General features: G+C 40.6%; 9 protein-coding genes and 1 pseudogene. 2 read left to right on the forward strand and 8 right to left on the reverse strand.

Features of this window, described 5'->3' with window-relative positions:
- Window positions 1-120: 120 nt before the first annotated feature.
- The 8 genes and pseudogenes from ACM2FC_RS01725 to ACM2FC_RS01760 form a co-directional block, all read right to left on the reverse strand.
- Window positions 121-802: pseudogene (locus ACM2FC_RS01725) on the reverse strand (IS1 family transposase).
- A gap of 173 nt (window positions 803-975) precedes the next feature.
- On the reverse strand, window positions 976-1,854 hold the full coding sequence (locus tag ACM2FC_RS01730) for a [formate-C-acetyltransferase]-activating enzyme (protein ID WP_498479099.1): 879 nt from the start codon (window positions 1,852-1,854) through the stop codon (window positions 976-978).
- Entirely contained in the window at window positions 1,820-4,120 is a 2,301-nt protein-coding gene (locus tag ACM2FC_RS01735; protein WP_498479100.1) for a formate C-acetyltransferase, read from the reverse strand. The genes ACM2FC_RS01730 and ACM2FC_RS01735 overlap by 35 nt, the downstream gene beginning before the upstream one ends.
- A 279-nt stretch (window positions 4,121-4,399) precedes the next feature.
- Window positions 4,400-5,317, reverse strand: coding sequence for a pseudouridine-5'-phosphate glycosidase (locus tag ACM2FC_RS01740; protein WP_498479101.1), 918 nt, complete (start codon window positions 5,315-5,317; stop codon window positions 4,400-4,402).
- Window positions 5,311-6,312 carry a PfkB family carbohydrate kinase gene (locus ACM2FC_RS01745; RefSeq protein WP_498479502.1) on the reverse strand — a complete coding sequence of 334 codons (1,002 nt, stop codon included), beginning with the start codon at window positions 6,310-6,312 and terminating at the stop codon, window positions 5,311-5,313. Before ACM2FC_RS01745 ends, ACM2FC_RS01740 begins: the two co-directional genes overlap by 7 nt.
- Before the next feature lie 1,067 nt (window positions 6,313-7,379).
- Window positions 7,380-7,592 (reverse strand): hypothetical protein, encoded by a 213-nt coding sequence (locus ACM2FC_RS01750; RefSeq protein WP_498479102.1) that lies wholly within the window; start codon window positions 7,590-7,592, stop codon window positions 7,380-7,382.
- 668 nt (window positions 7,593-8,260) lie between these two features.
- Complete coding sequence (locus ACM2FC_RS01755) at window positions 8,261-9,079, reverse strand: type 2 periplasmic-binding domain-containing protein (protein WP_498479103.1); 819 nt, start codon at window positions 9,077-9,079, stop codon at window positions 8,261-8,263.
- A gap of 650 nt (window positions 9,080-9,729) precedes the next feature.
- Complete coding sequence (locus ACM2FC_RS01760) at window positions 9,730-10,296, reverse strand: prepilin-type N-terminal cleavage/methylation domain-containing protein (protein ID WP_498479104.1); 567 nt, start codon at window positions 10,294-10,296, stop codon at window positions 9,730-9,732.
- Window positions 10,297-11,213: 917 nt separating this feature from the next.
- Between ACM2FC_RS01760 and ACM2FC_RS01765 the strand changes: the two genes are divergently transcribed.
- Both ACM2FC_RS01765 and ACM2FC_RS01770 read left to right on the forward strand, forming a co-directional pair.
- The gene (locus ACM2FC_RS01765) at window positions 11,214-11,834 is read left to right on the forward strand and encodes an outer membrane protein (protein ID WP_498479105.1); all 621 of its coding nucleotides are present in this window, start codon (window positions 11,214-11,216) and stop codon (window positions 11,832-11,834) included.
- 38 nt (window positions 11,835-11,872) lie between these two features.
- Window positions 11,873-12,199, forward strand: coding sequence for a hypothetical protein (locus ACM2FC_RS01770; protein WP_498479106.1), 327 nt, complete (start codon window positions 11,873-11,875; stop codon window positions 12,197-12,199).
- Window positions 12,200-12,903: the final 704 nt, after the last annotated feature.

Here is a 12,903-nt window from a genome sequence, read left to right on the forward strand (position 1 = left end):
AAGGTGTTTATTTCATTTGTTCAATCTAAATTTACCATTATATATGGAAGATGATACCTGTTGCGAGCATAGCAGAGAAGCTGGTCTTGACGTCAACTTGTTGATCCACATATAAAACTCTCATTCAATGAATGTTTCGACTACTTTATCATCCATCGACTCTGATTTTGAAAAGCCTATTATTTTTCGAACCAATTGTTTCAACGAGTCCTTAGCGTTTGGTTTATACGCTCAATTCTTTGAGTGTACCTTTTACCAACGATATACTTTTACGATGGCAAATGGGATGAGTACACCTGAAAGTTATCTGTACAGACAAAATTGATGGGAAAAGGAGAGAGCAAACAGAGCAGACTTTTGAGCGTTTCTGTATTCCGTCTACCAAAAGCATGAGCGACAAGGCGTTTAAACCTTGACTCCCAAGCGTACCAAAGCCAACGTTGATTCTTCTTGTTTCCCATGAATGACCATTGTTCATCGATTTCGCAAATCAGTTCAATATTGGCAGTATCAAACGGGATCGTAGTTACTTGTCTGGGTTGGAGTTTTTTAGAGTGCGCAAAACGGTGTTGTACCCCACTTTCAGTACGAGACCGGTATCACGTAGCCCAGCACTATTCATCGCTATATCAACGATTTTTTCTTTTACTCCAGGTTTCCAAGCTTCATAGGCATAATCGAGTTGAAACGTGCGTTTGCAGTCTAGGCAACGGAAACGTTGGTATCCGGTAGGACCTGTTCCATATTTTCTTACAGGTTTAGTTTGTTCACAAAAACGTCAGGGTACTTCGATGGTGGCCATGGCTACTTCTTACATATTGGGTTGTACCACATATCAACGAGTTGGAGTCATCATCAAGCAGAGGAATAGCACTTACTTTAGGGGAAAGTTTCTATACACCTAGCTATCTATATGTTTTTATGAAGTATTCTTCAGGTTCTCTGCACCAGTAATGAGTATTTTCTTAGTCATGATTATCCTCCAATGATGACGTGGTAGCCTTGTGCCGCAACGTGTTGGCGTATGCTTTCCACCTCTGATTTACTCGGAACCGGAACGTCTTTGAGTAGATATTCCATCCCCAAGGTTTGGTATTTACTTGCGCCATATTGATGAAATGGCAGTAAATGAATCTCGCTGAGATTAAACGGACGCAAGAAGTTGAGCGCCCGATCTGTGTTAATAATATCTAGGGTGTAGCCTGGAATAAGAGGTAGGCGAGGGATGACGGTCACCTCTTGTTCGACCAATTGACGGAAGTTGTCTAAAACTAACCCTAGGTTAATTCCAATAACTGCTTTGGCGCGTCGTGGGTCCATTATTTTAAAGTCAAACAGTACTTCATCGCACAAGTGGCCAATTTTTAGTAGTTGCTGAGTATTACCGTGCCCTGACGTTTCAATCGCTGTTCTGTATCCCATTGCTTTCAATTTGCTGAGTAACGCAATAGCAAACTTAGGCTGAGTTAACACCTCGCCACCCGATAAAGTAATACCACCATTTGAGGTGTTGAAGAAGACATCATCTTTGGTCACTTCCACCAGAACTTCATCCAAGGTCATGTCTGTTCCTACTTGCTCCCATGCGCCGCTTGGACACTCGTCTACGTCCATGGTGCACGTGTCACAGTCAATGCACTTGGATTCTCGCCGCAAGAAAGTCAGGCGATGAGATCGCGATTCAGGGTTAGCACACCAAGGGCAGCTGAGCGGGCAGCCTTTAAAGAACACTACGGTGCGTATCCCAGTGCCATCATGCAGTGAGTAGCGTTGGATATTGAATATCCGGCCGTTGTTCGCTTGGCCTTTTGGCACTGAGTTACAACTCATGTGCTGTTCGGAAAATGATGTCATCTTGAATCTCTTTCGATAATTCAACAAAGAATGCACTGTAGCCTGCAACGCGGACGACCAGTCCTGCGTAGTCTTCAGGTTTTTGCTGCGCTTTCTTCAGCGTTTCCGCATTCAGTACGTTGAACTGAATATGTTGGAGTTTTAGCTTCATAAACGCGCGTAAGAAGTCAGACAGTTTATTGAGCCCTGATTGACCTTCTAGGGTTGCAGGAGTGAACTTAACGTTGAGCAGACTACCGTTCGAGAGTAGATAGTTGTCCAACTTACTCACTGATTTCAGTACTGCAGTAGGCCCAAGTTGATCTTTACCCAGCATTGGTGACAGGCCTCCATCGGCAAGCTGCTCACCTGCCAAACGACCATCCGCAGTAGCACCAACAACAGCACCTAACGGTACGTGTGCTGAAACAGTGTAAGAGCCCGGAGTAAACTGACCACCGCGAGGGTTGTCGTATTTCTCTACTTCTTTACAGAACAAGCGCAGTAGCTCAGAACCTAGGTTGTCGACCTCATCAATGTCGTTGCCGTACTTCTCGTATTTGTTCATTAGGCGAGTACGAATTTTGTCGCCTTCTGGCACGTCGAAGTTGGCATTTAGCACGTCGATAAACTCAGCAAAGCTTAGACGTTTTTCCTCAAAGACAAAGCGTTTTAGTGCTTGTAGCGAGTCAGATAGGTTGGCAATACCAATACCCTGTACGCCGGAGAAGTTATAGCGAGCGCCGCCGTATGTGATGTCTTTGCCGTTCTTGATACAGTCACCGATAAACGATGACAATAGTGGTACTGGAGCCCAGTCACGGTGGCCAACATCACAGATGTTTGAGCCTTCTACCATCAGCTTTACGTAGTGTTTGATATCAGCACGAATTTGCCTAACCAAGTTATCAAAGCTGATACCAGGCGTGTCTTGATTGCGTTGCATGGTCTGCTCCATCACCTTAAGCAGGTTTAACATTGCAATGTCGTGCAGACCGTATGTCTTACCTGGAATAGATAGCTCTACGCAGCCAACTACCGAGTAATCACGCGAATCTTCCAGTGAAACTCCACGGTTTAGGAAGGCAGGAACGACCACCTCATCGTTAAAGATCTGCGGGATACCCGTACCCAAACGAATGGTCTCAGCGGTTTTCATTAGGAAGTCGCGATCAATGAACTCGTTGATGCGTACACCAAGGTTTGGCTGTGGAAGTTGCACGCTCTGATACGCGTCTAAACATAGGCTAGATAGAGTGTTAACGGCGCTTTTACCCATGTCAGTTAATCCGCCAAGTAAGATGGTATAACCGGTAGGAAAACCTGCGAAGAACTTAGCACTGCCAGAGGAGCGCAACAGCACGATATCATTGGTCTTGATCCATAAGCTTTCTAAAAGCTCTTTGAGGAATGCAGGAGATTCACCTGCTTCAATCGATGCTTGATAGAAAGGCATCATGTATTGATCAAAGCGACCCAGAGATAGAGAGCTAGCATTGGATTCATACTGTAGAACAATGTTCATGTACCAAAATAGCTGACACGCGTCGTAGAAACCTTGTGGCTTACTTTTCGCGATTTTTTGCGAAATGTTGGCGATTTTGAGCAGCTCTGCCTTGCGCTCCGCATCAACACATTCTTCTGCCATTTTCTGTGCGAGAGCGGCGTAACGATAGATATGGCGGATTGAGCCTTCTAGCAATAACACGACTGATTGATAGAACTCATTGTTTGGGTTACTTAATGCAAGGCCCTGCATCTCATCCAGTAGCGAACCTAAACCGTGCTCTAGCAAGCGATCAAAGTCGATGATGATATGACCTTGACCTTTATCTGTCTGGTTGACACTAAAGATCTTCTGCGCCACAGCATCTTTTACTTCGGAAGGGATCTGCGCGTTGATAAAGTCCTTCATCGAGCGTTTTGACCAGTAAGTCAGTAACTCATCACGGTAAATAGCTTTGTCTTGTTCTGAAATAAAAAACTTATCCTGAGGACGATTGGCGAAGATATCGAGCTCTTTCTCAATCCAGTATGGGTCCATCTCAGGAGAGGCAATACCCGCACGCGCTTTGACAGTGCGGTTACCTGCGATCAATTCATCTTCTCGAATAGAAATTTCGACATTGTCGAGAACGTGAACGGTGGCTTTTGCACGACGAATAAGCGTGTGTTGACCGTCTGTCGTTTTATGGCTTTCTGTGTAAAGTAATGCGCGTTCAAGTGAAATTTCACGTTGCGATTCAAACAGTGCTGACTTGAGGCGTTCAATTCTTGCGGTGCTCATTTGCTTGGCTCCTTATACGGGGTTGAAGCACAACGAACAGGAAACGTTAAGATGGTTAACTTTCTGTTTTTAAGAAGATAAAAATTTAAGTATAATTGCATGGTGACAGTAGGGTAGACGCATAGCTCGATCCAGTTTAAGTGAAAACGGACTCACTTTAAGTGAAAACGGACTCACTTTAGTCAAGAGGAACATAGCAGCGTAGCTACTATGTTCAAAGAATATCCTGTAAGGGGAAGTCGCTTTATGGCTTTTGCAAGCTAGTAAACCTCAATTTAGTTATAATTTGCAGTATTCTTTAGCAATCTCTGCGCCTAAGCGGGCATTATTGATAACCAGTTGAATATTCGAATCTAAGCTATTGCCACCCGTCAATTCGCATACGCGGGCTAGTAGAAATGGGGTCGACTCTTTACCTTCTATCTCTTTTTCTTTCGCTTCCAATAAAGATTGGTTGATGGCGCTTGCAATGGTTTCAACTGGCATAGCATGCTCGTGAGGGATTGGGTTTGCGACGACGACGCCACCTTTTATTCCCATCTCCCATTTAGCTTTTAGAGCCGTTGCAACTTCGTTGGCAGTATTAAGCTGATAATCAACTTTTTGCTCGCTTTCGCGAGTGTAGAAAGCAGGCAGCGAGTCCGTTTGGAAGCCAACAATGGGTACACCATGAGTCTCGAGATATTCACAAGTTAAACCAAGGTCTAGGATTGATTTAGCTCCAGCGCACACGACTGCCACGTTGGTATTGGCTAATTCTTGAAGATCTGCGGAAATATCAAAGGTTTGTTGAGCTTCACGGTGCACACCTCCAATACCTCCGGTTGCAAACACTTTAATGCCTGCCATAGCCGCTATGATCATGGTTGCGGCTACCGTTGTTGCGCCATTTTGGCGACCTGTAACCATAAAAGGAATATCTCGTCGGCTTACTTTAGTTACATCTGTACCTGTTTTGGCTAGATACTGTATTTCCTCAATAGACAGTCCGACCTTCAAGCGACCTTTGATAATCGCTATGGTGGCAGGAATTGCCCCTTTATCTCGAATCGCTTTTTCTACGAGCAGGGCCGTTTCTGCATTGCGAGGGTATGGCATACCATGTGAGATGATGGTGGATTCCAATGCGACGACCGCTTGATTATTGGCAAGTGCGTTTACTACTTCTGGTTGGATATCGAGATAATTTTTTAACATGATGGGGTTTCCTCTAGCAGAGTAAGAACGGCTTGCTCGGTGATAGCAGTATTAATGGTTTGCGAAACGGTGAGGGCTAGAGATGAAGCACCAACGCCAAAACGTACCGTTTTCTCCCAGCTCCAGCTATTTAAGTAAGAGTGAACCAAACCAGCTATCATCGCATCTCCAGAGCCAGTGACGTTCGTGGTTTCAGTTGTAATAGCTGGAATGGTGAATGGTTGATTATTTCTGCTCGCCAAAACACCTTCGTTTCCCAAGCTAATGACTAGGTGTTCAATCCCTTTTTGATGCAGTTTGTAAGCCAAATGTATGGGGTCAAGCTTTGTGTCGACCGGCATGCCAATAAGTACTTTTGCTTCTTTTTGGTTGGGTTTCAAATAGTTGATTTTGTCGAGGTAAGGAATCAATTTGACTGCTTTTATAGAGGAAACAGGATCGACGAAAATGGTTTTTTCCCCATAATGGCTGAAAAGATACTCAAGCGCCTGTTCACTTAGATTGGAATCAATAACTAATGCTTTGGCGTTTGCGATGACTTTTGCCTGTTTAGCCAAGTGAGCGGAATCGAGTTGTTCTATCAAGGCCATATCATTGAGTGCAACTAACAATTCCCCTTGGCTGTCGAGGATTGACAGATAAGTACTGGAAGTCGAGTTCGGTTGAAATAGCGTATGGTTTGTGCCGACTTTGGCTTTAAGGCAAGAAGCTTTTAGCTCTTGCCCCCAAGAGTCGTCACCGAAGACACCGATGAATTCTACTTGAGACCCCATCCTAGATAGGTTTTCGGCAATATTACGCCCAACACCACCAGGGCTCGAAGTCAATTCTCCGGGGTTTGAATCTTGAAGGAGTACAGCATTATTGGAGCGGCCACACAAATCCATATTAGCGCCACCAATAACGACGGCGTAGTGCTCAGAGTTTATGATGTCTTCTTTGTTCCGGGTCGCACGACTTTTTTTCGCTGTTAGCTGAAAAATATGCTTTGCAATGTCTTCGGGGCGAAGCTCTAGAAGACTTGCGATGTCTCGCAGCTGAGTATCAGGATTATCAAGCAATATTTTTAGAATTTCTTGCTCTCGTCTTAAAGTGTGCTTGCCTCCTGAGTGATAGGTAAATGTTCCTTTCTGATAATTTATTGGCTCAATTTTACTATCGGTAAAGCTTCGCCTAGATAGTGATGTATTCATGACGTTTTTATATTTATCCATTATTCTTTTTTTCTTAGATGTAAAGTATTACCTAGCCAATCGATTGGATAGGATTTATGCCATATGTGTCATATAAATTTATCGCGAATACCCACATTAGAAAAGGGCTCTCAGTCAAGCGTAATTGCTTTATTCTGTGGATACAGAAAAACACGGGATTATCCCGTGGATGAGTGTGTTCGGAGGCGTTACGATGGCTAGATGGAATTATGCGCATCAGCGCATATTGTCTATTACCCCAAATATCTTGTCGTTCACATCTGAATGTGAGCGATGATTGACTCCACTCTAAAGGTGGAGTGCTCAAATGATAGTCATTTTTTCCTTGAGGATGACTACGTACTAGACTCACCTCCTATCAACAACACCAAAACCTCCAACCCATCCAATTCATCACTTTTCTGCCGTCAAAATGATAAGGTGAAGGATGTAATTTTTAATGCAAAATTGCCTCTAAAGAGGTCTGATCTGATTTCATCAAAAAATTTGAGTTAAACGTGGAAAAAGTGTAACTTTTCGATTGTTTCTGATGTATCGGAATAACCCAAATTAATAGCACAATATTTAGCCTTAGCTGTATTTAAGAACCGTGAAAGTTGATAAAGATTTTGAGTATTACTTCTGTTTACGTGACCTAGTCACCTAGTCCTTACGGCATGTCTTAATGGAAGCCTCGATGCTCGCTAATGTGACACATTAACTGCAAATGGACTCACTTTAAGTTTAAGCATAATCGAAGGACTCATTTTATATGATAACGGAATCGCTCTGTCTTGGTTCTTTTAGAGTAATACCTGGAGCCCTCCAACAAAGCATTATCCAGATTGACGATTATGTAGATGAGTCTTTTAGTGTTCACGCTGGAGATAACATATACTTTGATACTCAGACAAGTAGGTCACATTAGACTGACAGTCTGCGTTATTCGACTTTTCCATACTGAGAGTTTCGGCTGTCGAATACATAGACGATGGATGGTCGAGTGTATATAGGTATCCTTCAAATACAATAAACACGAAAAAAACAGCGATGAGCCCGAGTATTATGGTGTCTTTTCTCATGTAGGTTATCCTCATGGTGAAGCCTAAATAGAGTTCACAGTACAGAAAAAAACACTTATTACATTAAGTAATGACTACCTGAAAACTTAAATATTGGCGTAGATAGACATATCAATCGATGATGATTGATTATTGTATCAATATCCCCTGTAGAGAGTTTGTTGGTGGAAACCGTCACAGCTCTTATCAGTCCATGGTTGGAGAAGAAAAATCGATTTCAGAATATTAAAATAAACTTTTTTATAATTGATTAAATATCAATAATTTTGGCTCTAACAACAAACCTAAAGTCAAGAATGTAGTTCGACCATATTTTGATATGGTATACGTTGTTGGAATAAAAAAAGCTTCACCACAGGTTGTGATGAAGCGCTATAGATATACTATAAATCAACGTCAGTTGGCTAGGTGATCCTCGGCTTAATAAGGATCACCTGAATAAAAGCAATCGGTGTGCCAATACAAAAAAATAAAAAAACCTTAGAATACAGAATATTATTTTGACAAAAAAGGCATTATGTCTCTACTTTATATGCAAAATGCAAACATTTGCATTTTAGGAATATCCTCTATGTAGGCTGACTCGCAAGTATCACTCTATTGATGTTATTACCTATTACTGGATTTTCGGTTGAGGTAACTTGACTGTTCTACTCGCACACACCTAATTAGTTATTTAAATTTAACTCTTTTATCATGTAATCTAAATAAAACTCATGCATAGGCTGTCCACCAAAATCTTGGGATATCATTTGTTTTGTAGTTAGATTGTATCGCTCTAAATAGTCATCCGTACATTTACTAAAAGTTTGATAAAGCTTTCTTGGATTTTGAGGAAGATTGATGACTTTAATATTTTCAGTTATTCCCATCTTATGAGCCATAAAAAGAAGAGATTCCCTATTGCTACTTGCGACTGCAGTGAGTCTGTTATGCATAAACATTTTTATATTGGCGGTATAAAAATCAGGTTGAGCTGTAAGAATAAATTTGATTCTTGGATGCTCAGAATATGGCTTTAATACCGACTTTGGAAGCCCATTAGTCCATCCAATTACTTGATCATATAAATCTTCCGGGGCGCTAATTTTATCAATCGGAAATGCTTTGGGTACGAGGAGAGAAGGGACAGCATAATGAAAGGAATGCTCAGGATAATTCATACGCTGTTCACGTTCTTTCGAGTGGCCTTTTAAAATGAACATGTCGATATTGCAATCTTTGAGCTCTAGTTCTGCTCTTTGGTTTGTCATTTTAATCCAAGCGATATTGGCATCCATATTTTTAGCATAAAATTCATTAAAAAAACTAATCAAAGGGCCATGTGGTTTTTTTTCTTCCTCAGAATAAAATATATGCGGAGGATACACAAAGTAACCAATACGCATTTCAACAGATGCATGTGCCGATACACTAGTAAAAAAACATAATAATGCTGCTTTATATTTTAATATTCTTATAGCTTTAAATATTGAATTCTCGAACATACCGGTAGTTTCATATCATTTATCTCTCTTTTATATATAAACTATAGCGGTAAAAATTTTTTATAGTACTTTTGTAAACTGCATTTCTTTCTTGACTTCTAACGACCCTAATTGGACAAGGGTTTACAGCAAAATCGCTAAGTAACTGTTGTGAAAGGCAAACACTAACAAAACTAACAGGGTCGCATTAAGTGGTGCAAGTAACAGGTGTAGTATTATGTCACTTAAGAACTTGAGACAAAAACAGACCGCTTTCGGGGCCTCATTTGAGTGTATGTTGAAAAATATGGGTTAAGCGAAAAACTTACCTAAGTCGCTAATACTTAAGTAACTTGCATTTAGAGTGGTTTGATTTTTGAACAAATCGCTTGTTTTGGGTTGGTTGAGTTTTAACCAGATCTCAAAACAGACCGCTTTGCAGTTTATTCTGGGGTGGTGTTTGGTAATGTGTTGCTGAAGGTATTGGTATCCTTATTAACATTGATTTACTGACAATCGATCACTCCATAGTGTGGAACTGTTTAGGTAGAAATCTTTCTCTTCAAGGGTTTCTACTTTTTTTTATATTGTTGTTCGTGGCCTAGTCTATCTTTTTAAGTTGCCGCCCAAAGACTATCGCAGGTAGGTTACCACATTTGTTGATTTCATAATCAACACCCTGATGTAACGGTCTTTATTACTGGCCTTAAAGATACTTCTAAATAACTGTCATAAGATAAGTAGCATCCAGACGCAATGATTTGTGCGCTTGTAGATCCTTGATCAATCACTTGACGCAGCGTGATGTACAACTCCCTTGTTAGTTCTCCGTCCTCTTCACCCGATATGGTTTCAGAAAAAGACCAATCGTCTATATCGATGTTCATCGCCTCCAGGATTTCTGGGGTACCATCGCCAGAATTAAAACTGCCGAAAGGAACATCAAAATCTAAAGCCACAGGGTAGCCTTGATCAAACAAGATACCATCGTGGATGTAGCCATTAACCAAACCACCCTCGTCTTCATTAATGACTGCAATGGCGTGTTGCAGATCTATGGTACTATTCATCGAGTCAGCCAAGCCTGTGATGACGGTTGCCCGGGTGTCAGATCCCAACGATAAAAACCTAGGCAACGCAACCACTGAAAGCACACCAAGGATCACGATTACGACCACTAACTCAATGAGCGTAAACCCTGTATTAGAGGAATGAGATTTAGAGTTTGATTGGAGCAATACTATCTATCTCCTTTTCATTAAGGCTAATTTCAAAGTTTATATGCAACCTGTTGATAATAATTTAGTTGATAGTTCGCAACTTGCAAGCATGGGTGGATATTAGATGTTTAGCGGTTTCAAAATTTTTCTGACATCATTGTTTTCCTTTTAAATTCAACTTAAGAAGTTTATCAAGTGTGAATATGTTTATCAGGCCCGCGAACTTACCAATCGGGATACGCCTTTCATCAAACTGTATGTATCCGATACTTTGGAAACGCTTGCTTATATGCTTTTTAAAGTTCTCATCTTTCACAACAAAAATTAGTAGCTGGGGAATAGCGCCCATTTAAGGAAAAAGTTGCATAGATTTCGGTATTTATATTTTCTTATGAAGTACTTACCAACGTTTTACGCTTTGATTATGTAAACCATGACATTAGGATAGACCCATAGATCACTAGCAAAACATCCCTAAAAACGTCTAGTGTCATAACTTATATGGCACATATATTTATGTCATAACTTAAATGGCGCCCAAAGTCAGTGCTAGTATATTCTCTATGGAACATTTTGGGTAAATGGGCGCAAAACCCCATATAATTATAACTAACAAAATAACACACACCTGATAATAATAATTATCAGAATTGGTGGTTATTATTTGTGCAAACATACTTTCCAAATAAACCAAACACTCTAAACAAAAAACGTCGTCAACTCCTTTTTTGATAAAAATCAAAAAAATAATCAATCAATTACACAATAATGATTAATTTAAATGTTCATTAATTAAACGCATAAATTCCAAGGTTATGATTTTCAGAGGTAAAGATCGGGTTGTAATTAAAATCACAAAACCGTAAATTCACCGTACCAATAAGGAGGTGGTTATTTCATCAGGAAGGTTAATAAAATATATGCGTGGTTAAAATATGAAAAAGCTAAATTCAGCGAAATTTATCGCTCTCGTTGCAGCACTATCTGTTGCTGGTACTGCAAGTGCATTTGCGGACAACTTTTATGTTTCTGGAGGCGTGGGTGTTGCAGCCCAGACTCTTCCATCTGATGTGGCTGCCGATAATACTGCATCTGAGTTTGCAGGAAGAATTGCCGCTGGCTATACCCATACTTTAAATGACAAGTGGGATTTAGGGACAGAGTTAGGTTACACTGACTTTGGAACAGCAGAATGGGATACGACTGCTCTTGGTGTCACTCAAAGTGAAAAAGTCAGTTCATCTGCCTTCGACTTAGCAGGAGTGGGAACCTATCATATTTCTAATAATTGGTCTGTATTCGGCAAAGCTGGTCTCGCTTATATTTCTAGCAAATTAACTTACTCCAATACAGCTTCCCCGAGCTTAAACGGGTCACAAACCGATCATGCTGTAAAACCATTGGTAGGTTTTGGAGTAGGCTATGCCGTCACTGACGCATTAAGTCTCCAAGCTTCATTTACCCACTACTTTGGCGACACTAGCGCGACTGCGGATAGCTCAAGCTTTGTTCCAGTTATCAACGACTTCCTGGTTGGCGCAAGCTATTCATTTTAATAATTTATGTGTTAATTTTACTAATAGGACGGTCAACTGTGAAATATTTATTCTTAGCCATATTGGCACCTTTAGCTCTTGGAGGTTGCTCGAGTAACACTCAACAAGATAACTATCAAGAGGCTTCATTTGAACTGTGTAACACTAAGGTAGATGTTTATTCAGTGAGCGATGATGGAAGCACAAGAATTATTTGCTCTGATGGTTCAAAGTTTGCACTTAGAAACCAAGATACGTTAGAAGTAATGAAAAACATTAACTCTGAGTATTGTAATGGTGGCGGGTTAGGTCAATTTAATGAAAGTAGCAAGTACTATACTTTTAAATGCAAATCTGGCCAAACACTTAGCTTACCTAAATCTTAAACTTTGACATCAAACTGTAAGTTCGTCACAGAGTTTACCACTATAACAAAGCACTTAAAGAGCCGCCGAGAGCGGCTTCATTTGAGTGTATGTTGAAAATACGGGGTAAACGAAAAACCTACCCAAGTCGCTAATACTTAAGTAACTTGCATTTGGAGTGGTTTGATTTTTATACAGTGCGCTTGTTTTTGTTCGGTTGAGTTTTAACCAGATCTCAAAACAAAACGCTGCGGGGTTTATTATAGGGTGGTATTTGGTAATGTGATCTTGAAGGTTGTCTTAGTATCTTCATTGATTTATTGACAAACGATCACTCCATAGTATCGGAATATTTAAGTAGAAATCTTTCTATTCGGGTTTCTACTTTTTTTTATTTCGATTTTAGGCTCATGAGCTCATCAAGCGTGAATGTGTTTGTCAGGCCCGCGAACTTACCAATCGGAATGCGTCTTTCATCAAACTGTATGTATCCGATACTTTAGAAATGCTTGTTTAATTGCTTTTTAAAGTTCTCATCTTTCACAACAAAAAATACATAGCTCCAGAACCCCTTTTGTTGAGCAATGATATGACTCTTTAAAATGATTCGATTTTAATGTCAGTTCGGTTTCGATAACGCTAATGTCTCCTTTTGGTGAAGTCACAATCGCGTCGGGACGATGGTCAACTGGGTATTTATCTTTAAACACTTGCCTGTCTGTCGT

This window comes from Vibrio sp. A37, from assembly GCF_059777565.1.

Excerpts from the sequence above, each read along its gene's own strand:
- ACM2FC_RS01730 (WP_498479099.1), bottom strand. The coding sequence starts at position 1,854 with ATGACATCATTTTCCGAACAGCACATGAGTTGTAACTCAGTGCCAAAA.
- ACM2FC_RS01735 (WP_498479100.1), bottom strand. The coding sequence starts at position 4,120 with ATGAGCACCGCAAGAATTGAACGCCTCAAGTCAGCACTGTTTGAATCG.
- ACM2FC_RS01740 (WP_498479101.1), bottom strand. The coding sequence starts at position 5,317 with ATGTTAAAAAATTATCTCGATATCCAACCAGAAGTAGTAAACGCACTT.
- ACM2FC_RS01750 (WP_498479102.1), bottom strand. The coding sequence starts at position 7,592 with ATGAGAAAAGACACCATAATACTCGGGCTCATCGCTGTTTTTTTCGTG.
- ACM2FC_RS01755 (WP_498479103.1), bottom strand. The coding sequence starts at position 9,079 with ATGTTCGAGAATTCAATATTTAAAGCTATAAGAATATTAAAATATAAA.
- ACM2FC_RS01765 (WP_498479105.1), top strand. The coding sequence starts at position 11,214 with ATGAAAAAGCTAAATTCAGCGAAATTTATCGCTCTCGTTGCAGCACTA.